24 protein-coding genes and 1 tRNA gene are annotated in these 21,199 nt (G+C 68.2%); 15 read left to right on the top strand and 10 right to left on the bottom strand.

The window, feature by feature from the left end:
* Positions 1 to 21 precede the first annotated feature (21 nt).
* A complete protein-coding gene (locus ON31_RS30725) occupies positions 22 to 1,098 on the bottom strand; it encodes an AraC family transcriptional regulator (RefSeq protein WP_051038018.1) in 1,077 nt (358 codons plus the stop codon).
* Between the two features lie 343 nt (positions 1,099 to 1,441).
* On the opposite strand from ON31_RS30725, the gene ON31_RS30720 reads away from it, so the two are divergent.
* From ON31_RS30720 to ON31_RS30690, 7 genes are all read left to right on the top strand, one after another.
* Positions 1,442 to 1,696, top strand: a complete 255-nt coding sequence (locus tag ON31_RS30720) for a hypothetical protein (RefSeq protein WP_039818648.1) — start codon at positions 1,442 to 1,444, stop codon at positions 1,694 to 1,696.
* 312 nt (positions 1,697 to 2,008) lie between these two features.
* A complete protein-coding gene (locus tag ON31_RS30715; RefSeq protein ID WP_039818647.1) occupies positions 2,009 to 3,250 on the top strand; it encodes an oxygenase MpaB family protein in 1,242 nt (413 codons plus the stop codon).
* Positions 3,251 to 3,277: 27 nt separating this feature from the next.
* Positions 3,278 to 3,595 (top strand): hypothetical protein, encoded by a 318-nt coding sequence (locus tag ON31_RS30710; RefSeq protein WP_039818646.1) that lies wholly within the window; start codon positions 3,278 to 3,280, stop codon positions 3,593 to 3,595.
* A gap of 259 nt (positions 3,596 to 3,854) precedes the next feature.
* Positions 3,855 to 4,844 carry a TerC/Alx family metal homeostasis membrane protein gene (locus ON31_RS30705; protein WP_039818645.1) on the top strand — a complete coding sequence of 330 codons (990 nt, stop codon included), beginning with the start codon at positions 3,855 to 3,857 and terminating at the stop codon, positions 4,842 to 4,844.
* A 128-nt stretch (positions 4,845 to 4,972) separates the two neighbouring features.
* A complete protein-coding gene (locus ON31_RS30700; RefSeq protein ID WP_147287208.1) occupies positions 4,973 to 5,545 on the top strand; it encodes an Rv1733c family protein in 573 nt (190 codons plus the stop codon).
* 8 nt (positions 5,546 to 5,553) lie between these two features.
* Positions 5,554 to 5,868 carry a DUF1707 SHOCT-like domain-containing protein gene (locus tag ON31_RS30695; protein ID WP_039818644.1) on the top strand — a complete coding sequence of 105 codons (315 nt, stop codon included), beginning with the start codon at positions 5,554 to 5,556 and terminating at the stop codon, positions 5,866 to 5,868.
* A gap of 136 nt (positions 5,869 to 6,004) precedes the next feature.
* A complete protein-coding gene (locus ON31_RS30690; RefSeq protein WP_039818643.1) occupies positions 6,005 to 6,208 on the top strand; it encodes a hypothetical protein in 204 nt (67 codons plus the stop codon).
* Positions 6,209 to 6,413: 205 nt separating this feature from the next.
* Here the strand turns inward: ON31_RS30690 and ON31_RS30685 are convergent, their stop codons facing one another.
* Positions 6,414 to 7,076, bottom strand: coding sequence for an ArsR/SmtB family transcription factor (locus ON31_RS30685; protein WP_039818642.1), 663 nt, complete (start codon positions 7,074 to 7,076; stop codon positions 6,414 to 6,416).
* A 120-nt stretch (positions 7,077 to 7,196) separates the two neighbouring features.
* Between ON31_RS30685 and ON31_RS30680 the strand changes: the two genes are divergently transcribed.
* The 3 genes from ON31_RS30680 (at position 7,197) to ON31_RS30670 (ending at position 10,085) form a co-directional block, all read left to right on the top strand.
* Complete coding sequence (locus ON31_RS30680; RefSeq protein ID WP_039818641.1) at positions 7,197 to 7,544, top strand: DsrE/DsrF/TusD sulfur relay family protein; 348 nt, start codon at positions 7,197 to 7,199, stop codon at positions 7,542 to 7,544.
* Positions 7,545 to 7,594: 50 nt separating this feature from the next.
* Positions 7,595 to 8,770: an NAD(P)/FAD-dependent oxidoreductase gene (locus tag ON31_RS30675; protein WP_039818640.1), complete on the top strand. Its 1,176-nt coding sequence runs from the start codon at positions 7,595 to 7,597 to the stop codon at positions 8,768 to 8,770.
* 64 nt (positions 8,771 to 8,834) lie between these two features.
* A complete protein-coding gene (locus ON31_RS30670; protein ID WP_039818639.1) occupies positions 8,835 to 10,085 on the top strand; it encodes an MFS transporter in 1,251 nt (416 codons plus the stop codon).
* 26 nt (positions 10,086 to 10,111) lie between these two features.
* Here the strand turns inward: ON31_RS30670 and ON31_RS30665 are convergent, their stop codons facing one another.
* Positions 10,112 to 10,585 carry a MerR family transcriptional regulator gene (locus tag ON31_RS30665; protein ID WP_051038014.1) on the bottom strand — a complete coding sequence of 158 codons (474 nt, stop codon included), beginning with the start codon at positions 10,583 to 10,585 and terminating at the stop codon, positions 10,112 to 10,114.
* Positions 10,582 to 10,974 (bottom strand): hypothetical protein, encoded by a 393-nt coding sequence (locus ON31_RS30660; protein WP_228811101.1) that lies wholly within the window; start codon positions 10,972 to 10,974, stop codon positions 10,582 to 10,584. The genes ON31_RS30665 and ON31_RS30660 overlap by 4 nt, the downstream gene beginning before the upstream one ends.
* Positions 10,975 to 11,188: 214 nt before the next feature.
* Between ON31_RS30660 and ON31_RS30655 the strand changes: the two genes are divergently transcribed.
* On the top strand, positions 11,189 to 12,067 hold the full coding sequence (locus ON31_RS30655; RefSeq protein WP_039818638.1) for an alpha/beta fold hydrolase: 879 nt from the start codon (positions 11,189 to 11,191) through the stop codon (positions 12,065 to 12,067).
* Positions 12,068 to 12,135: 68 nt separating this feature from the next.
* Here the strand turns inward: ON31_RS30655 and ON31_RS30650 are convergent, their stop codons facing one another.
* A complete protein-coding gene (locus ON31_RS30650) occupies positions 12,136 to 13,182 on the bottom strand; it encodes a terpene synthase family protein (RefSeq protein ID WP_039818637.1) in 1,047 nt (348 codons plus the stop codon).
* Positions 13,179 to 14,225: an SAM-dependent methyltransferase gene (locus tag ON31_RS30645; protein ID WP_081592859.1), complete on the bottom strand. Its 1,047-nt coding sequence runs from the start codon at positions 14,223 to 14,225 to the stop codon at positions 13,179 to 13,181. Before ON31_RS30645 ends, ON31_RS30650 begins: the two co-directional genes overlap by 4 nt.
* 411 nt (positions 14,226 to 14,636) lie before the next feature.
* Between ON31_RS30645 and ON31_RS36015 the strand changes: the two genes are divergently transcribed.
* A complete protein-coding gene (locus ON31_RS36015; protein ID WP_147287207.1) occupies positions 14,637 to 15,590 on the top strand; it encodes an alpha/beta hydrolase in 954 nt (317 codons plus the stop codon).
* A 244-nt stretch (positions 15,591 to 15,834) separates the two neighbouring features.
* On the opposite strand, the gene ON31_RS30635 is transcribed toward ON31_RS36015, so the two are convergent.
* The 4 genes from ON31_RS30635 to ON31_RS30620 all read right to left on the bottom strand — a co-directional run bounded on the left by ON31_RS30635 (position 15,835) and on the right by ON31_RS30620 (position 18,128).
* A tRNA-Pro gene (locus ON31_RS30635) sits at positions 15,835 to 15,911 on the bottom strand.
* 108 nt (positions 15,912 to 16,019) lie between these two features.
* On the bottom strand, positions 16,020 to 16,373 hold the full coding sequence (locus tag ON31_RS30630; RefSeq protein WP_039818636.1) for a DUF3703 domain-containing protein: 354 nt from the start codon (positions 16,371 to 16,373) through the stop codon (positions 16,020 to 16,022).
* A gap of 88 nt (positions 16,374 to 16,461) precedes the next feature.
* Positions 16,462 to 17,151 (bottom strand): helix-turn-helix transcriptional regulator, encoded by a 690-nt coding sequence (locus ON31_RS30625; RefSeq protein WP_157533819.1) that lies wholly within the window; start codon positions 17,149 to 17,151, stop codon positions 16,462 to 16,464.
* Between the two features lie 47 nt (positions 17,152 to 17,198).
* Complete coding sequence (locus ON31_RS30620) at positions 17,199 to 18,128, bottom strand: LysR family transcriptional regulator (protein WP_051038005.1); 930 nt, start codon at positions 18,126 to 18,128, stop codon at positions 17,199 to 17,201.
* A 139-nt stretch (positions 18,129 to 18,267) separates the two neighbouring features.
* Here ON31_RS30620 and ON31_RS30615 point away from each other — a divergent pair, with 139 nt between their 5' ends.
* From ON31_RS30615 to ON31_RS30605, 3 genes are all read left to right on the top strand, one after another.
* Positions 18,268 to 19,653, top strand: a complete 1,386-nt coding sequence (locus ON31_RS30615; protein WP_039818633.1) for an MFS transporter — start codon at positions 18,268 to 18,270, stop codon at positions 19,651 to 19,653.
* A gap of 5 nt (positions 19,654 to 19,658) precedes the next feature.
* On the top strand, positions 19,659 to 20,411 hold the full coding sequence (locus tag ON31_RS30610) for a 3-hydroxybutyrate dehydrogenase (protein WP_039818632.1): 753 nt from the start codon (positions 19,659 to 19,661) through the stop codon (positions 20,409 to 20,411).
* Positions 20,411 to 21,199 (top strand): AMP-binding protein (locus ON31_RS30605; protein WP_039818663.1); only part of this gene is annotated, 789 nt, incomplete at its 3' end. The genes ON31_RS30610 and ON31_RS30605, both read left to right, overlap by 1 nt.

Genomic DNA, 21,199 nt, shown 5'->3' with positions numbered 1-21,199 from the left:
CGGGTTCGGTCCGTGGCGGGCTCAGTCCCGGTGTGGATTCGGACTTTTCGCCCTATCCGGCCCGGAGCCGTTGCGGCGGGGCGCGATCTGCTCGGCGCGGGCGAAGCGGCCCGGGGTCTGTCCCGTCCACTCCCGGAACGCGGCCGTGAAGGCGGACGGGCTGGCGTAGCCCAGGCGGTTGGCGACGGTGTCGACCGTGAAGCCCGCGGCGAGCAGTTCCTCGGCGAGCATTCCCGTTGTCTCACAGACCAGTTCGCGGAAGGTGGTGCCTTCGTCGGCGAGGCGGCGGCGCAGCGTGCGCACACTCATGTGCAGATCCGCGGCGACGGCAGCCTGGTCGACCGCGCCGCCGCGCCGGACCAGCAGGGCGCGCACCTGTCCGGCGAGTCCGATGCGCGCGCGGCGGCGCTCGACCAACCGCTCGCACATCCGCTCGTACTGGCGGCGCAGCACCGCGTTCGCCTGCGGCATGGGCCGCTGCAGATCCGCGCCGCGCAGGACGAGTACGTCGGCGGGTCGGTCGTAGACGATGTCGGCGATACCGAGCAGCACGCCGACCGCCTCGTACACCGGCGCGTAGGGCAGCGTCACCTCGAGCCGTTCCACGGGCACGTCCCAGCTCAACAGCTCCCGCTGCACCGTGCGCACCAGTGCGAGATCGCGCTCGATCGCGAAACGCCGCACCCGCGCGGGCACGGTCTCGGAGTCCAGCCGCACCAGCACCCGATCCCCCGCGTCGGCGAGGCTGAAGCGGGTGTAGGCGAAGGAGAGATCGGCATAGCGGGCCCACAATTCGGCCATCTCGCGTACGGTCGAGCAGCTGCTCAACGCGATGCCCAGGCTGCCGAGCATCGGCAGGTGCACGGAGAATCCGGCCAGCAGTCCCAGACCGGGTTCGTCGCCCGTCGCGGTGAGGATGTTGTCGACGATCCGGAACTCCTGCGCGATGTCGATCTCGACCTCCGGATCCTCCAGATCCGCGGTCGCGAGCCCGGTCCCGGCCAGCGCCTGCGCGGCGGTCATCGACCGGTTACCCGCGTAGTCGACGAGTACCGCCGCGCTGTGTATCGAACGCACACACCATGAGTCGACGAGCATGCCGCAGATGATCTCCCATCGGACAGCGAGCGTGACGCAGTTCAGCAATTATGTAGCTAATTCAAGAACATCCGGGCGTGTCGTACCCGCGGTTTTGGCCGAAATCCGCAGAAGCATGGCCGCGCACCAGCTCCGGAGCGCACCGCGCCCGCACTAACCTGATGCCCGGTGGGCCGCCCGCCCCTTGGCGGCCCCCACGGTCCCACCGACACGCGGGATCGATGCCGCACGCACAACCCCACCGGTGGGCGCGGAACCCAACCGCGACAACCCTATCGGCCCACCGGTGGGCCGCGCACTCCCCCACCGCCCGACCCCCGGGCCCAACCTCCGGCGGAGACGTATGACGACGGCCGATACCGACGGCAGCGCCCTGCGCCTGCTGTCGACGATCCTCACCCACTTCGACAGCCTCGACGCCTTCCTCGCCCAACTCCACCACGAGCTCGACGGCCCCACCCAGATCCTGCCCCGCATCGATCCGGACACCGCGCCCACACCGAAGCCGTCCCGGCCGCCGATCCCCCGCATCTCGATCGGCGGCACGGGTCGCCACGCGCGCCGCGACACGCGGCCCCCGTCCCGCTGGCAGACGTAGCACTACCGCCGTTCGAACGCTCGAATCCCCAGGCGCACGCCGCCTTCGGACCGGCCGCGAGACCCGGCGAGGTTGCGGTCACGGGGCCATGTCCAGCACCCGCGTACCCCGCACCCACCGGACCTGGAAACAAGCGATCCGGCGATGCCGCCACCACCTACTGGGACAGCTCGAGCTCCGGCCGATAGTCCGGCCGATCACGGGCACCACCTTGTGATGGCCGCCACTCTGTGCTCTCATCAATGGTACGCAGACACGGTGAGCGTTTCAGTGCCTCACCTTCTGTGAAAGTCTCGATGAGGAGCAGTGGACATGGACAATCTCAACAGGCGGTTCGCGCTGAAAGCCGGTGGGGCTCTAGGTGCTTTCGGTGCGCTGGCCGCCATCGCACCCGCGCGGGCGCAACCGTGGACCTGGTCACCGGAGGGGTCGGTGGCCGGAACCGGGAGCGGAACCGATCCGATGTATGTCTGGGACGCCGAAGCCGATCCTGTGATCGCCCGTCTCATCGACAGCGGCGAAGTGCCTCGCGTCAACGAACTGCTGCGAACCTGGACCCGCAACGGACAACCCCTGCCCGCGGGACTGCCGACGGAACTGCGCGACTTCATGGAGTACGCCCGGCAGCTGCCGCACTGGACCGACCCGGCGAAACTGGCCACCGCGGTGGACTTCAACAAGAAGCGCGGCCTCTACCTCGGTGTGCTGTACGGACTGGCCAGCGGCATGATGAGCACGGTCATCCCCAAGGAGGCCCGCGCGGTCTACTACTCCAAGGGCGGACACGACCTGCGCGACCGCATCTCCAAAACCGCCAAACTCGGTTACGACATCGGCACCCACAATGCCTACGCCCCCGCCGGCGAAATGGTGGTGACCTGCGTCAAGACCCGGCTCGCCCACGCCGGGGTGCGGCATCTGCTGCCGCGGTCGCCGCACTGGAAAGCCATGGCCACCGAGGAGATTCCGATCAGCCAGAACGACATGATGGTGACCTGGCACAGCCTCCCGACCACGGTCATGAAACACCTCACCGCCTGGCGGGTACCGATCCCGGGCAACGAATCCGACGCCTTCCTGCACTCCTGGCAGGTGGCCGCGCATATGCTCGGCATCCGCGACGAGTACATCCCCAACTCCTGGGCGGAGGCCGATTCCCAAGCCGCGCAGGTACTCGACCCGATCATCGCGGTGACCCCGGAGGGCACGAAACTCGCCGACCGGCTGCTCGGCCTCGGCAACCAGCTCGATCTGTCCATCGTCACCCGACCGGTGCTCGGCGCGTTCACCCGCTTCCTGCTCGGCGACCGGATCGCCGACGGCCTGGGCATCCCCCGCGAACCCATCTGGGATCCGCTGCTGCGTGTGAGCTGGGGACCGTTCATCGCCGTCCGCGAGGGCGTCCTCGCCGCGGTCCCGCCGACCCAGGAGGCGTACTGGATGTTCGACGAGTTCCTACGCCAGGCCGCCCTGATCTACCTGGCCGACCTGCGCATGCCCATCAGCATCGAAATCCCCACCATGAACCGCGATCTCAGCCAGCCCCCGCGCTGACGACCCCCATTCTCAGGAGCTTCCCCCATGCGTACCCCCCTGCACCTCGCCTTCGCCTCGATCGCGGCTATCACCCTCGTCGCAACCGCCGCGCACTCCTCCGCCGAACCAGCCCCCGCCCCGATTCCCGCGGTCACCGTCGCCGACGGTACCGGCACCGGCTCCTCGGCCCTGGACTCCGGTTCGGCCGCGGCGGACTCCCTCGCCCTGTTCGCCCAGCAGGGCAATGTCATCGGCATCCTCGCCCTCTTGGTCGCCGCACCGCTGCACATCATGACCGGCACCATCTGCGATATGGCCACCATGTCGGCCTTGCCCAGCCCCTGCGCGCCCCGGGTCTACTGAACACCGACCGTCCGACGCCGGTGGCGAGAGCGGTGGTGGCAGCCGGACGACCCGGGCACGGCACCCGGCTCCGGTACATTTGTCGATAGGGCGGCCGTACCGAAACAAGACCGGTCGGACGCGAAACACCGAGAACCGAAAGCACTTAGGCGTCGTCGCGGCTGTCCCGGCGACGCGCCGGTTCTCCGAGGCGAGGCGCCACTCCACCGTGCGGCGCGACCAACTCCACACCGGGCCAACATCCGAGGAGCGGCGGAAAATGGACGTCCCCATCTGGCTGTGGGTGGTGTTCGGCACTGTCCTGGTCGTCGGTCTCGTCGTCGACCTCGTCGCGCACCGCGGTCCGCATGTCATCGGTTTCAAGGAAGCGCTGCGCTGGAGCATTCTCTGGGTCGCTCTGTCACTGGCCTTCGCGGTACTCGTCGCCGTCGTCGTCGGCCCGACCGCGTCGGTGGACTTCACGACCGCGTGGCTGCTCGAGAAGAGCCTGTCGGTGGACAATCTCTTCGTATTCGCGCTGATCTTCGGCTACTTCCAGGTGCCTCGCGAGTACCAGCACCGCGTACTGTTCCTCGGCGTCCTGGGCGCGCTCGTCTTCCGAGGCATCTTCCTGCTCCTCGGCGTCGCCGTGGTGCAGCAGTTCACCGCCGTGCTGTTCGTCTTCGCCGCGATCCTGCTCTACAGCACCTACAAACTGCTCGCCGACGACGACAACGCCTTCGACCCCGGCAGCAGCACGGCGGTGCGGTTGGTGCGCCGGGTCATGCCGATCCAGCACGAGTACGCGGGCGCGCACTTCTTCGTCCGCTCGGCGGGCCGGTGGGTCGCCACGCCCCTGCTGGTGGTGGTCGTGGCCATCGAGGCGGCCGATATCGTCTTCGCCGTCGACAGCGTGCCCGCGGTGCTGGCCGTCAGCCAGGAACCACTGATCGTCTACTCCAGCAACGCGTTCGCCATTCTCGGCCTGCGCGCCCTGTACTTCCTGCTCTCCGGAATGCTCGCACGCTTCCACCATCTGTCGACGGGTTTGGCGATCATCCTCGGATTCATCGCCGTGAAGCTCATCCTCCAGGCCGCGCACAAGACGATCACACCCGCTGTCCCCGAGATCCCATCACCGGTGAGCCTGGCGGTGGTGGTAGTGGTACTCACGATCTCGGTGGTGGTGAGTATCCGCCGACCGCTGCCGGAGGAACCGGCCCCGTCCCCGAACACCGGTTCGCTGGACACCACCGACAAACCCGACTGATGGAATGCCCACGGCCGCAGCGCCATCGACGGATCGTCTGACTTTCACCCGCCACCATGGGATAATCGCAGGTGCGACCAATCGCGCGTGCATGACGACAGCCAGTTCGCCGGAAGTGGGTGACTGCGATGTCTGGCTACCCGCCGCTCTCGGTCCGGCTCTGGCGGATGCGACCGTGGAATGCCAACCCTCTGATGCCCGCATCCCTGCGCTTCGAAACCGTCGCCCTCGCAACACTGCTGGCACTCAGCCTGCTCGTCGTTCCGATCGCGGGCGCGGTCGGCACCGAAGCCTACAGTCGCACGAGCGACCGTATTCTGGCCGACAACGCCGGCAGGACTCTCGTCACCGCCACCATCACCGATGATCCGACGCACCAGAAATCGGAGCGCCGATTCCAGGCCACCGTGTCGTGGCGCGAGGAGGGACGTGAGCACACCCTCACCGCACCCGTCCCCTTCAACACCGGTCGCGGCGACGAGGTCCCGGTGTGGATCGGCACGGACGGCGCCCCGGTCGACCCGCCCCGGCGCACCGGCGACGCCGTCCTCGACGGCATCGGAGCCGGCATAGTGGTGCTGTTCTCGGTCTGGTCTACCGCCGGACTGCTGATCTGGGCCGGGCGAGCCGCCATCGATCACCGGCGCGACACCGCCTGGGCCGCCGCATGGCAACAGTTGAATCATCCGACCAGACAGTGAGGGCGTCCATGCCCATCGGCCCCTCCCTCCGCGCCACCGACGCCGACCGCGAGCGGGTCATCGGCCTGCTCCGCACCCAACTCGCGGCCGGCGCCCTGACCCCCGAGGAGTTCTCCGCCCGCGCCGAAGCCGCCGCCCACGCCCGCCGCCGTACCGACCTCGACCGCCTGACCCGCGACCTCCCCGCCGTCACGGTGCCGACAACGATACGAAATCCACTGCGCCCCTTGGTCATCGGCGCTCTCGTCGCCGTCGCCGCCTTCCTGCTCGTATTCGTCGCGGTGGTCGCGGTGCTGGGAATCGGCGCGATGCTGGGCGGCTGACGGCGGCAGACCGGTGCGGTGATCCGAACACCGGTGCCCCGGAAATCCAGGGCTGTGTTCAGCCCGATGCCGCTGATAGCGTCCGGCCGCAAGTGACCGGTACCCGGCGCTCGACCACAGCGGAGGCCAGCAACTCATGCGCACACTGTCTCGCCCGATTCTCGTCCTGTTCGTCGCCGCGGCCCTGACCAGCGGTGCCGCCGCACACGCCGATCCCGCCGTCACACCGGCCTCCACCAATGCGATGAGCTGGTCGGCCGAATGCGCGGCCGGGCTGCTCGCCGGATTGGTCGCCGCACTCACCACCGGATCCTCGGCGGCGGTCGGCTGCCCTTCCTGACCCCGCCGACGCACCCGCCGCCGTCTCGACCTCGCTCCTGCCGTGGTCACGCGGTAACGCGTCAACGACCGGGCACCCATGGCCCCCGCAGTCGGAGGTGGGGCGTCGACCGGTCTCTGCGCCACCATCCGGCGGCGCGGCATCGATGGGCGGACACGCGTGTTGCCCTCAACCGCGTTCTCCCCCCTTGGAGTGACACCCGCCATCACGACATGCGTTCCACCGGCAGGCCCGCCAACGCCCACTCGAGCATCCCTTCCTCGAGGCGTTTGACCTCCCGTCCGGATTGCTGGGCGATGTGGACGGCGTCGGGTGCCATGACGCAGTAGGCCCCGCGGCAGTAGGCGACGATGTCGCGGTCGGCGGGGAGTTCGGCGAGGCGGGTGGCCAGTTCGGACAGCGGGATATTGATCGCGCCGGGGATGTGGCCCGCCCGGTATTCCTCGTGGGGGCGCACGTCGATGAGGGTGATCTCCCCGGCCTCGCGGCGGCGGATCAGTTCGTCGCGGGTGACGGCGTCTTCGGGCGCACCGAGCACGGCCGCCGCGGCGGCGGCGACATCGGCCAGATGGGCTTCTGCCACGGTCTGCACCAGGGCGAACAGGCGGGCGACGTCGGTTCCGGCCAGCCGGTAGTACTGACGGGTCCCGTCCCGGCGGGCCTGCACCAGGCCGCCCGCCTTGAGCGCCTGCAGGTTCGCCGAGGCGGTGGTCAGGTTCATGCCGGTCGCGGTGGCGATGGCCTCGACGGACCGCTCCCCCTGGGCGAGCAGGTCGAGGATCTGCAGCCTGCGGCCATTGCCCAGCGCCTTGCCGACGCGGGCGATCTCGTCGAACAGGGCCGCCTTGCGGCCGGTCGGCTCAGTCACGCTTGCTTCTCCAATACTCTTTGGAATAGATTATTCCATAGTTCTTTGGAACAACGTCAGAGCTGATTGTAGTTCGTCGCCCGCCGAACCGGCCGCGACGGCACCGACTCGGGAGCAGCCGTGAACTACCTCTTCGTCCTGCACGACCCGCCCTATGGCACCGAACGCACCTACAACGGCATCCGCTGGGCGCGGCAGATGCTCGACGCCGGGCACGCGGTGCGCGTGTTCAACTTCGCCGACGCGGTCATCTCCGTCACCGCCGGGCAGCAGGTGCCCCACGGCTTCTACAACCTCGCCAAGATGACCACCGCGCTGACCGCGAAGGGCGGGCGGATCGGCAACTGCGGTGCGTGCATGGACGCTCGCGGCATGAGCGAGGGCCAACTGATCGACGGTGCGCACCGCTCCTCCATGGCGGAACTGGCCGAGTGGACCACCTGGGCCGACCAGGTCGTCAACGTCTGACAGTCCTTCGATCAGCACAAATCCTTCGAGCAGTTGAGGAACGAGGAGCCATGAGCAGAACCGTCGCCGTGCTCGGCGCGGGTGTGGGCGGGTTGACCGCCGCCGCCACACTGCGTGAGATCCTGCCCGCCACCGATCGAATAGTCCTGGTCGACCGTTCCTTCACCGGCGGTCTCGGCCTCTCGCTGCTGTGGGTGCTGCGTGGCTGGCGCACTCCCGAGCAGATCACCGTGCGCCTCACCGAGGCCGCACTGCCCGGGATCGACCTGCGCACCGGTGCCGTCGAGCGCATCGACCTCGAGGCGCGAACCGTCGACTGCGGGCCGGCGGGAAGTATCGGCTACGACGCCCTGGTGATCGCGTTGGGCGCGAACCTGGACTCCGACCGGCTGCCGGGTCTCGCATCGGCACTCGGCGATGGGGTGGCGGGTGAGTTCTACACCGTCGACGGGGCCGTCGCCCTGCACGACCGGGTCGAAGCCCTCACGTCCGGCCGGGTGCTGGTGCTGGTCGCGGCGGTGCCGTTCAAATGCCCGGCGGCCCCGTTCGAGGGGGCGTTCCTGATCGCCGACCAACTCGGTGAGAGATTCACCAGCGGTACGGTGCGCATCGATGTCTTCACTCCGGACGCGCTCCCGATGCCGGTCGCCGGACCCGCGGTCGGCAACGCCCTGGTGGACATGATGGGTGCGCGGGGCATCGGTTTCCACGGCGGCAAGTCCGCCGCAGGTATCGACGCACGTACTCGGACGGTCGAATTCACCGATGGCACAACCGAACCCTTCGATCTGCTCGTGGTCGTGCCGCCGCACGCACCGGGCGCGGCGGTAGCGTCGACCGGACTCGGCCTCGGCGGCTGGATCTCCGTCGACCCCGCCACCCTGGCCACCAGCGCACCCGGTGTGTACGCCGTCGGGGACTGCACCGCACTGCCGCTGCTCAATGGCAAACCATTGCCGAAGGCGGCCGTTTTCGCCGAGGCCGAGGCCACGGTGGCCGCCCATCAGGTGGCGCGCTATCTCGGCTGCGACGCACCCGATTCCCGCTTCACCGGCGAGGGCGCATGCTATGTGGAGCTCGGCGGTGAACTCGCGGCCAAGGGCGAAGGCGATTTCCTGGCCCGGCCCGCGCCACGGGTGAGCCTGCGGGAACCGTCGACGGCCTACCACCGGGAGAAGGAGCGGCAGGAGCGAGACTGGTTGGCTCGCTGGAATATCCGTTCATGATCCACCGCCCGGGACGCCCGTGAGGGTGCGCCCGGGCGCACAACGCTTCGGAAAGAACGCTCTCGTGTCGCACAGCACCACCGACCTCTCCTCCTCCCCCGATCTCGCACTCGCGCAGCGCCGCGTCCTGACCGTGCTGGTGTCCGCGCAGATCCTCAGCGGTGCGGGGCTGGCGGCGGGGATCACGGTCGGCGCGCTGCTGGCTCAGGACATGCTCGGGTCGACCAGTCTGGCCGGGCTGCCCAGTGCGCTGTTCACGGCGGGCTCCGCACTCGCCGCCATCGTGGTGGGGCGGTTGTCGCAGGCGCGGGGGCGGCGGCCCGGGCTGGCCGCCGGGTATCTCACCGGCGCGGTCGGCAGTCTCGGTGTCATCGCCGCCGCCGTCGTGGACAATCCGGTCCTGCTGTTCCTCGCACTGTTCGTCTACGGTGCGGGCACCGCCACCAATTTGCAGGCCCGCTACGCCGGAGCCGATCTGGCCACGGCCTCCCATCGCGGCCGTGCCGTGTCCACCGTGCTGGTGGCCACGACGCTCGGCGGTGTCGTCGGCCCCAATCTCGCCGCTCCCACCGGAAGTCTCGCCGAGACGGTCGGCATTCCCTATCTGGCCGGGCCGTTCCTGCTCGCCGCGCTGGCGTACACGCTGGCCGCGCTCGTACTCGCGGTGTGGCTGCGGCCGGATCCGCTGCTGCTGGCCCGCGAACTGGGCGGAAGCGATCCGGTCACCACCGCGACCGACGGCCTACCCGACACCGAGGGCTCCGGCACAGGCATCGCGATTGGCGGATTCGTGATGGCACTGACCCAACTGGTCATGGTGGCGATCATGACCATGACGCCGGTGCACATGCTCCATCACGGACACGGCACCGCCGCCGCCGGACTGGTCATCGCCATCCACGTGGGCGCCATGTACCTGCCCTCCCCGCTGACCGGCTGGCTCGTCGACCGCTTCGGCCGCCTACCCGTCGCCGCCGCGTCCGGCGTGACCCTGCTGGCGGCGGGCATGCTGGCGGCTCTGGCCCCCGGCTACTCCGTCGCCCTGCTCGCACTGGCGCTGGCCCTGCTCGGACTGGGGTGGAATCTCGGTCTCGTGGCAGGCACCGCCATCATCACCGACACCGTGCCGCTGGCCACGCGCGCCAAAACCCAAGGCGCGGTGGATGTCTCCATTGCCGTCGCGGGCGCCACCGGCGGTATGGGCTCCGGACTCATGGTCGCCGCCACCAGCTATCCGACCCTGACACTGGTCGGCGGTGTGCTCGCGTTGGCCGTCGTCCCAGCCGCCGCGCTCACCGCACGACGACACCGGTGATACCGGACCGCGCCCGGCCATGAGAGCTACTCCCGCCGTGCCGCGCCGACCTGGCTGTCATCGGCCGCCATAGTGTTCTCCGCTGCGCCATCGTGCGAGAAAGGCAATGGGCAGGAGGGAGATTCGCTGCACGCCAGCAGGTCATCGCACCCGGCCGCCACCGCCGCGCGCAGCATGTCACGCCTGGCGGTGAGCTCCGCAAGTTCGGCCTCGATCTCGGCCAGCTTGGCCTCGGTTCGCGCGCGCAGCCCCACCCCGGGGCGCCGCTCACCCCCGATCCGCATGGCGGCCAACAGATCCGCGACCTCGACGAGGGTGAAGCCCAGCCGCTGCGCGGCCTTGATCAACCGCAGCACGGTCACCGTCTGCTCCGGATAGATCCGATGCCCGCCCAGGGAGCGTTCCGGTGCGACCAGCAGGCCGCGCCGCTCGTAGTAGCGCAACGTCTGAATGTTCACCCCGGCCGCACGCGCCACCTGACCGCTCCGCAGCCCGGTCATTCCGACCCACCCGCGATCGCGCGGGCGGCCAGCCCGTCCAGCACGTCGACTCGCGCGGGTGGCACCTCGATGTCCATGCACACCGATTCTTCTCCGACAGTGGTGAATTCGAAGGCGAAGAACGAGCAGCAGTCCGACTCCACGGCAGCCAGCTCACGCGCCCGGGATACGGCGGCGCTGTCCAGATCCAGCCGCAACCGGGTCGGCGACACCCGCTCCACACCGCGCACACCGTCCCGGAAGAGCGCGTCGAACTCCGCGACCCGCGACAACTGCCCCTCGGACGGCAGCGTGCACGCGTCCACCGCCACCCAGGCCCGATCCGAAGCGCTTACCACCGGGCCGCTATCCATGTCACCGATCCGGTGCATCGGGGATTCATCGGCCATGACCCGCACCTCCTACTGCGCGAAGACACTGCTGAGCACTCTCCTCCGAGGCTAAGCCCGTACCCCGGTACCGGATGCAACCTCGGCGGCGCCGTACACCCTTGACACCACTCCGCTCGTAGTACTACATTCCTAATCACTTCAATTGGAGTACTACAATTTGATCGGTCAGATACCGGGGCGCCGCCACGGTCGACCGGGGAGGAACAGCCTCATGCGCGACGTGAACATCTGGAGTGAAGAGTTCGGTTCCCCGTCGGGCACGCCGATCCTGCTGATCATGGGTTCGATGTCGCAGGGCATCCTGTGGCCGGACGCATTCGTGGACCGCTTGGTCGACGGGGGCCGCCGCGTCATCCGATACGACCACCGCGACACCGGGAGATCGGACACCGTCGATTTCGCGACGACTCCGTACACCTGGCACGACATCAAGAACGACGTGTACCGGGTGCTGGACACACACGGCGTGGACAGCGCCCACCTGGTCTGTCATTCGGCGGGCGGGCTGCTCGGCCAGTTCATCGCCGTGGAGCGGCCCGACCGCGTGCGATCACTGACCGTCATCGGCTCCTCACCCCTCGGCGGCGGAGAAGGTCAGGTCCTCATGCGCGCACTGCTGGGCCAGCCACAACCCGAAGGCAGCCTGCCCGAACCGTCCCCGGAGTTCGTGGACTTCTACCGCACGCTGCTGGCCACCGCGCCGCCGGAGACTCGACAAGCCCGCATCGACACCATGGTCGCCGAGCAGCGCGTCCTGCACGGCACCGAGCTGCCGTTCGACGAGCACGCGGCCCGCGCACTCCAGGAACGAATCCACGACCGCGCCCGCGACCTGTCGGCGACAGCCAATCACCGGCTGGCGGCAGCGGCCGAACCGAACTTCGAACCGGTGGGCGTCCTGCATCGGGTACAAGCCCCCACGCTCGTCATCGAGGGCAGCCAGGAACCGGTAAAACGGGGGCACGGCGCGATCATCGCCGAACACATCCCGGACGCACGGTTGACGGTGATCGCGGGCATGGGCCACACCCTGCCACCGCAGGTACACGAGGAGCTCGCCACCGCCATCCTCACGCACACGGCGGCGTGACCGGTTCGGCGCGCCCGACGATGACGCCCGCGCGATACGCACAAATAGCGCAATCGCCGCATGGGACTTCAGCGGTCGACGCGGCCTGCTCGGGAGGGCGAGTAGATGGTGGGTCGCGGGGTGAGCGAGATGGTTCCACCGGTGACGAGACTGCCGTCGTGCTGATCGCCGTGATAGCGGGTGGACAGCTGAGACCAGCGCAGGTTGCCCGTCATGGTGTAGGCGATCCCGTCCAGGTAGGCGCGGATGTCGGCCCGCGAACCCAGCGGACCGGCGCGGACCGCGTCGCGAGCGGCGACGAAGTCGGCTTCCGCCCGGTGGATCAGCTCGACGAGCGTATCGACGGCGTGCTGCAGGGTCAGGCCATCGCGGTGCAGCAGAACCAGAATGAGGTTCATCGCCTCCTCGAGATCGAGCTCCTTCGCGAAGGAGTACAGGTCGTTGACCAGAGCGATATGTGCGATGGCCCGGGCACGGACGGTGCGGATCTCCGGTGCGTCGGCAAGCTCGCCCAGGTCGATGCCCAGGGCGTACTCGACGTGGGTGGTGATCCACCAACCGTAGACATTGGTGAGCCGTTCACTCATGTACCGGTCCGGGTCGAGTGTGACGCCGTCCTGCCGTCGCACCGCCTCGGCGAGATGACTGTCGGCCATGTCCCGCCACGCTTGTCGGGATCTGCGCGCCAGGTGCGGCGTCATCCGCGCCGCGGCGGCCGCCATCACGTCGTGCACGAACCGGTGCGCCGGCCCCTCGGGCGGTCGATCGTCATCGAAGACCTGGCACCACCGTTCGTGCAGCCGGGCGGTCGCCGCTCGGTCGGCTCGGATACCCGGTTTGCTGAAGGTGTCGTCGTAGATGGTCACGCCCATCATGAGATTGACCAGATCGAACGTACGGTCGCCGACCGTATCCGGGTAGGCCAGGCAGCCGTAGTGCGGGATACGCTGTTGCAGGTACCGTTCGGTCCGGTCCGCATCACCGAAGTACGCCCGCAGGTAGGGGCGGGCGAATTCGGCCGACCGCGCGTCCAAGTCGGCGCAGTCACGATGACATCCGTGCGGCAGCCGGGTGACGACCTCCGGTAGGTGGAAACTGGTGGGCAGTGCGATCACCGGTCGCCCTTCCGCCGCAGGACGATGCTGTAGGCGGAGACCTGATCCTTGGCGAGGGCAGCCGACATATTGTCGGCCATCACCCGCAGCTCCTCCACCGGCCCCGACACGCCCTCCGGAAATGCCCGCTCGATATTCGCTTTGACGTCCCCAAACCAGTGCGCCACATCGCCATTGGACGGTAGAACGCGCATGTCCCGAATCTCGAAGGAGTTGGCTTCCAGTACACCGGCGAAATACTCCGGGGTCTTTCGGTTGCCACATGCGAGCCGGTCGACCTCATCGGGAATCTCCGAGACGTAGGCATCCAGCCCTCCGGTCGGATCACCGCGAAAAAGAGTGTCGGAGATGATGACGATTCCGCCCGGAGCGACCCGCTCGGCCAATGCCGAGACCGACGCCTCGTAGACGTCGTTCGGGAAATGCGTATAGACACCACGAACGATCACCAGATCGTAGGGCTGCTCGGGATCGGGCAGCAGACCCACGTCCTGACCGTCGCACAGATACAGCGACACCCGGTCGAACAGGTCGTGATCACTCAGATACCGTGCGCAGTAATCCAATTGGCGAGGGCTGATATTGATGGCATCAATGCGGAGGCACTCGGGGAACCGCCGGGCCAGCAGGTAGCAGAGAAAACCCCACCCGCAGCCCAGATCCAGCATCCTCCCGATGCGGGGACGGTCGGCCCCCAGCAGTCCGGCCAGTCCGAGTTGTCGATCGAAGAACCGAACACCGGCCTCGCCCAGCGACAAAGCCCGCGTCGCACCTTCGTAGACACCCCATTCGAACAGGCACGTGTCCCCCAGCACCCGCCGCCAGATCTCCGGGGAGTCGTCGTAGGTATGAACAACCTTGTCCCGATACGGGTTGGTTCGCGGACTGTCGACAACCGTATAGCCCGCTGTGCCTCCGGACCCCGGAGCCGGGGAATACCGCGTGGCTACCGGCAATGTGCCCCCGGAAAATCGCGATGGCGCAAGGTCTTCGCTTCGCTGGTCGTGAGGTTCGAGCTTGCCGAGCGCTCCGTTCACTGTCATCACCGGTTCCGATCTCGTCGAGCGTAAGCGAGGCGAATACCGGTCTCAGGCTAGCGCGGACGGCGACCCCGACAGCCTGACCGGTTGTGCCACAACGTGACCGATCGAGCCACAGTGCTACCTCACTCCTTCCGGAGCGCCGTTGCTCGAGGGCCGCTTCAGCCTCCTCACCGGGCGACCTTCCGGCGGCCCACCGAGTAGTGCCGTGTGTCATGTCTCGACGCCGTGGGTGCATCCGGTCACACTTCGCTAGCGGCGGTCGGTCGTCATCGTCCAAGCTGTGCAGATATCTCGACAAATGCGAAAATTCGCCAAGGGACAGAGCGCTGAATTCTCGGACATCGACGAAGTTATGTTCGAGGATCGACCCCCGGCAGTCAATGATTCTTGCCCGCGATAGGAGGTGGGTTCATGCACGTCGACGCAGACACGCTCGCCCTGATGGAGAATCTCGGTATTCCAGGGGCGAATTCGGTAAGTGCCCAGTCAACTGCCGAGCGGGCCGCCTATATCCGCGAACTCGTCCTGGGCCTGGCTCCGCAGCCGCCGATCACGGTCCGAAGCGCGGATGACGCGGTTGTTTCCGGAGTCCCGGTGCGCATATTTCAGCCGGAGCCAGACGGCACGGCACCGGTCGTCGTGTTCTTTCATGCCGGTGCGTTCGCGTATGGCGATCTCGACATGTGCGACGCGATGTGCCGCCGAATATGCCGGGACGTGGAGGCAGTGGTGATAGCCGTCGACTACCGCTTGCCGCCGCAGCACCCCTTTCCAGCCGCATACGACGATTGCCTGACCGTTGCCCGGTATATCGCGGACCACGTCGCCGAGTTCGGCGGGGGACCGATGGCTGTCGCGGGCGACAGCGCGGGAGGGAATCTGGCTGCGGCGGTCGCGTTGGCGCTGCGCGATGAGGGCAGATCGGTTGCCGCACAGCTGCTCGGCTATCCGGAGATCGACCTGACCCTGACCGGCTACAGATCACTCGACGACAACGCGGCGACTGGATATCTGTTCGATCTCGTCGAGGTACGTCAAGCCGCCGCCGCGTACCTACGTGACGATCCCGACGCAGCCCGCATGTTTCCCGCCTCGCCCATCCACGCCCGTCAGCTCGGCGGCGTCGCACCGGCCGTGATCGGAGTAGGTGACTGCGACCCCCTGCTGGACATGTGCGTGGAATACGGCGAGCGGCTCGCCGACGCCGGAGTAGCAGTGACACTGCACATTTTTCCGGGGCTGATCCATTCCTTCCTCGGCCTCGACTCGGTCCCGGCGAACGACGCCGCGGCCACCCGGATGTATTCCGACTTCAAGGAACTCCTCGACACCAGCGCAGACACCGGCCGTCGAGACTCACGATGAGATGTTCGGTAGCGATGAGGAAGTTGGTCGGCCACATCAACTCCACGGTGGGGAACAGTCTCTCGACCATTTCGTGCTCGTTCACCGATCGCCCGGCGACAGCTTCCGAAGACAGCGCCGAAGAACTCCACGCACCGGTTGACTACCTCTGTGCCCGTCAGCCCCGGTACACCCGGGGTAGGCGCCGCGGTCCACAACTAGTCCATAAAACGTGACCGGTCGGAGGCGGAAACCGCCTCCGACCTGGTCGGGCTGACAGGATTTGAACCTGCGACCACTTGACCCCCAGTCAAGTGCGCTACCAAGCTGCGCCACAGCCCGTGGCTACCGCCGTCGCGGTGCCGGATGAGATTACCTCGAGGAGGGGCGGATTCACCTAATCGGGGTGAGGGCGGTGTGTTCGAGAGCGGGTGCGGGGCTTCCTGCGGGTCAGCGGGTGGCGGTGATGCCCGCGTCGGTGAGGAGGCGGGCGAGGTCGGTGGGGAGGGGCATGGGGGTGGTGAGGCCGACGGAGGTGCGGCCGGTGTTGCCGAGGGGGACGCGGCCGAGAGCGGAGGCGATGGCGGCTACCGCCAGGCGGATGAGTTGGCCGCGGGTTTCGGGGCGGTTGTGGGTGTGCAGGGCGAGGCGAAGCATGTGCCAGTGGGCGCGGGTGTGGGGCCAGGGCCAGGGTTGGGAGAGGATGTGGGCGCGTTCCAGGGCGCGCCATCCGCTGTCGGGGTCGGTGGTGCGGCGGGCGGTGGTGAGTTCGGCTTCGAAGGCGGCTCGGATGGCTGGCGGCATGGGGGCCACGGAATTCCTCCTGTAGGGCAGCGGTTCTGTCGCCGACCAGCCTCATCCGAGGAGCGGCGGAAGGGCTTGAACGAACCTGCTACGGGATCGGTTCGACGATCCAGCGGACGCCGCGGAAGTCCGAGGGGGCGATGCCGAACATGCGGTGGCAGACGCGATTCAGGTGCGAGCTGTCGGCGAAGCCCGCGCCGTGGGCGGCGGCGGTGAGGGTGTGCCCGGCCGCGACCAGGTCGATGGCGCGCAGTATGCGCAGCCAGCGGATGTAGGGGCTGAACGGTAGGCCCAGTTCGGCGGTGAACAGGTGGGACAGACGGCTTTCCGACAGATCGACCGCGCGCGCCACGTCCGACAGGCGCAGTGGACCGGAGTCGAGGCGGGTGCGCGACAGCGCGACCGCTCGGGTCACGGACGGATGGCGTCGCGGGGCTGGGCCGGAATCCGGTAGTCCGTGAAATCGGCCGTCCCGGAACCACTTCGGGTCACCAACCACCGTGTTCGCGGCGCGAATCCAGGAATCGATGTCATCGGCCGTGAGCTCGGTGAGCCGCTGTCCGGCGGCGAGGTCCGGGTCCACCAGCACGAGGGTGCCGTCGGGCGCACCCGAGACGATGGCGTGCTCGCGATGCGGTGGGATGAGCGCCGCACGGGCGCGACGTTCGGTGCCGTGCGCGTCGGCCAGCACCAACTCCCCCGCCCGCGCGATCACGACCTGCACGGTGCGGTGCGCGTGCGGAGCCGCGGTGCCGATCGTCCCGTTCAGCTCGAGCACCCCGGTCCGCACCCTGACCGTCCCCGACCACATGTCGCGAATCCCCCTCACCGCGTGGGCAATACGGTGCCGAGCAGCATGTCGCGTTCGGCGTGCACGCGGGCGCGCAGGGCGTCGACGACCTCGGCGACCTCAGGGCGGCGCAGCGCTTCGGGGCGGGTGACGAGCCAGTAGGACAGCCGGATGCCCACCCGGTCGGGGAGGACGCGGACCAGGTCGGCGTGGCGGTCGGCCATGAAGCAGGGCAGCAGGCCCAGTCCGGCCGCGGCGCGGGTGGCTTCGACGTGGACGAAAACGTTGGTGGAGGAGATGGATTCGCGCATGCCGTGGGCGAAGCTGGAGGCCAGATCCAGTTCGTCGACCTGCAGCATGGAGTCGATGAAGTAGACGAAGGGCTGGCCGGTCAGGTCGTCGAGAGTGGCGGGAGCGCCGTGTTCGGCGAGGTAGGCGCGGGAGCCGTAGAGGCCGAGGGCGTAGTCGCCGAGACGGATGAGTTCGGCGCGGCGGACCTGCGGTTTGCCCACCACCACTTCGATATCCAGACCCGAGCGTTGCAGTGAGGCGCGGCGGGTGGCGGCGACGATTTCCAGGGCCACCCCGGGATGTTTGCGTCGGACGTCGGCCACCGCGGGAGCGGCCAGGTAGGCGCTGAAACCGTCGGTGGCCGACAGGCGGACGACGCCTTCGAGGACGCGTTCGCCGCGGGCGTCCGGCGAGAGCGAACGCACCGCGGATTCGATGGATTCGGCGGCGTCGAGGGCCTCCCGGCCCAGCTCGGTCAACTCCCAGCCACCGGCACCGCGCGTCAGCACCCGACCGCCCAGCGCCCGTTCCAGCGCGGCGATGCGGCGGGAGATGGTGGTGTGGTTGATGCCCAGCTCCTCCGCCGCGCTGACGTAGCGCCCGGTGCGACCGACGGCCAGGAGTACGAGCAGGTCATCCGCATTGGGACGGGGAGTGGCGGAGGTCACGGCCATTTCTGCATCTTTGCAGATACCCAGTGCGAAAGTGGGCATTGCAGGCGAAGAAATCTGCACGAATACTCTGAACAGTTCAAATCTTGTGGGCCGCATCACAGATGAGGGGTGATGCGGCCGAACGGTAAGGAGAAGTGCGATGAGCGTCGGCGTAGCCGGGCCGCGGCCGGGATCCGATCCCGCCCCCACCGGACTCCGAAGGGTGGTGGCGGCCTCCATGGCCGGGACGGTCGTGGAATGGTACGAGTTCTTCCTCTACGGCACCGCGGCCACGCTGGTGTTCAACAAGGTCTTCTTCTCCGAGAACACCAGCGAACTCGATGCGATCCTCGCGGCCTTCGTCACCTACGCGGTGGGCTTCGCGGCACGACCGCTGGGCGGCGTGGTCTTCGGACATTTCGGGGACAAGTACGGACGCAAGAAGCTGTTGCAGCTGAGCCTGCTGCTGGTCGGCGCGGCCACCTTCCTGATGGGCTGCCTGCCCACCTTCGGACAGATCGGGTACTGGGCCCCGGCGCTGCTGGTGGCGCTGCGGTTCATTCAGGGCTTCGCGGTCGGCGGCGAATGGGGCGGCGCGGTCCTGCTGGTGGCCGAGCACAGTCCAAATCGCAGCCGCGCCTTCTGGTCCGCGTGGCCGCAGGCGGCGGTGCCGATCGGCAATATGCTCGCCACCGTCGTACTGCTGGTGCTCACCACGACCCTGTCGGACGCCGCGTTCCTGTCCTGGGGCTGGCGGGTCGCCTTCTGGCTGTCGGCGGTGGTCGTGCTGATCGGCTACTACATCCGCACCAAGATCACCGACGCGCCGATCTTCCTGGCCGCGCAGCAGCAGGCCGAGCAGGAGAAGGCCACCGGGTTCAGCGCCGTCGAGGTGATGAAGCGTTACCCGCGTGGGGTTTTCACCGCCATGGGGCTGCGGTTCGGCGAGAACATCATGTACTACCTGGTGGTCACCTTCTCCATCACCTATCTGAAGGTGCAGGTCGGGGCCGACACCACGGTGATCCTGTGGTGGCTGCTGGCCGCGCACGCGGTGCACTTCGCGGTGATCCCCATGGTGGGACGGCTCAGCGACCGAATCGGCAGGCGCCCGGTCTATTTCGTGGGCGCGGCCACCGCGGCCACCTGGGGATTCTTCGCCTTCCCCATGATGGACAGCGAGCACAATGCCGTCATCCTGTTCGCCATCGTGCTCGGCCTGGTGTTCCACGCCTTCATGTACTCGGCGCAGCCCGCGATCATGGCGGAGATGTTCCCGACCCGCATGCGGTATTCCGGTGTGTCCCTCGGCTATCAGGTCACCTCGATCGTCGCCGGATCGCTCGCGCCGATCATCGCGGTGAAGCTGCTGGACAGCTTCGGCTCGTCGGTCCCGATCGCGATCTACCTGGCCCTGGCCTGCACGGTCACCCTCGTCGCGGTGTACTTCGCCCGCGAGACCACGGGCGCGGACCTGGCCGAGCTCGACCGCGCCGATGCTCGCAGCCTGGCCGCCTCGACCGATGCCAAGGCGGTGAGCGCGTGAGTGGCATGCCCACCGGCGATCTGACCGGTCGCACCGCACTGGTGACCGGCGGTGCGAGTGGGATCGGCGCGGCCTGCGCCCGGCAGCTGGCCGGGCGCGGGGCCGCGGTCACCGTCGCCGATATCGACGGCGTCGCGGCCAAGGATCTGGCCGCCGATATCGGCGGCAGCGCATGGGAAGTCGACCTCGGCGACGTCACGGCACTCGAGGACCTGCGGCTCGAGGTGGACATCCTGGTGAACAATGCCGGTGTCCAGACCGTGAGCCCCCTGGTGGACTTCCCGCCCGAGCGCTTCCGCGCCATGCTCGCGCTCATGGTGGAGGCCCCGTTCCTGCTCGTCCGCGCGGCACTGCCCGCCATGTACGAGCGCGGATTCGGGCGGATCGTAAATATCTCGTCCGTGCACGGGATTCGCGCGTCGGCGTACAAATCCGCGTATGTCACCGCCAAACACGCCCTCGAGGGACTGTCCAAGGTGACCGCGCTCGAGGGCGGGCCGCACGGAGTGACGAGCAATTGCGTCAACCCCGGCTATGTGCGAACTCCACTGGTGGACAAGCAGATCGCCGATCAGGCAGCCGCGCACGGCATTCCCGAACAGGATGTGGTGGAGCGGATCCTGTTGACCGAGAGCGCGGTCAAACGGCTCATCGAACCCGAAGAGGTCGCCGAGCTGGTCGGCTGGCTCACCTCGAACGCGGCGGGCATGGTCACCGGCGCGTCCTACACCATGGACGGCGGATGGAGCGCGCGATGATGGATACCGCTGTGGCGCAGTGGACGCCGAGCGACACCGATATCGAGGCGGCGCGCATCACCGACTTCGCACGCTTCGTGACCGCCCGCACCGGCATGGATCTGCCCGACTACCGCTCGCTGTGGCGGTGGTCGGTGGACGACATCACCGGATTCTGGCGGGCGGTGTGGGATTACTTCGGCCTCGGTCCGGCACCGGGCGCGGTGCTCACCGATGCGGCCATGCCCGGCGCGCGCTGGTTCCCCGAGGCGCGACTGAACTACGTCGACCAGGTGGTGCGGCAGGCGCGCACCGACCGGCCCGCCATTCTCGATATCGGCGAGGACGCGCCGGTGCGAGAACTGAGCTGGACCGAACTGCTCACGCGCACAGACGCTTTCGCCCGCACCCTGCGCGCGCAGGGAGTCCAGGCCGGGGACCGGGTCGTCGGATACCTGCCGAACATCCCCGAGGCGGTCATCGCCTTCCTGGCCACGGCCAGTATCGGTGCCATCTGGAGCGCCTGCGGACAGGACTACTCCCCGCAAGCGGCGCTGGATCGGCTGGGGCAGCTGGAGCCGGTCGTGCTGGTGACCGCCGACGGCTACCGCTACGGCGGCAAGGACCACGACCGGCGGGCCGAGATCGCGGCGCTCCGAGCGGGATTGCCGACGGTGCGGGCCACGGTCGCGGTGTCGCGGCTCGGATACGCCGTGCCGGGGGCGATGACGTGGGCGGACGCGTCGGCGGGCGGAACGACCGAATTCGCCACGGAGTCGGTGGCTTTCGATCACCCCCTGTGGGTGCTC

The organism is Nocardia otitidiscaviarum NBRC 14405 (assembly GCF_000308635.1).
Lineage (GTDB): Bacteria > Actinomycetota > Actinomycetes > Mycobacteriales > Mycobacteriaceae > Nocardia > Nocardia otitidiscaviarum.
Note: the sequence above shows the minus strand (reverse complement) of the source record. Positions and strands in the feature narration are given on the sequence as shown.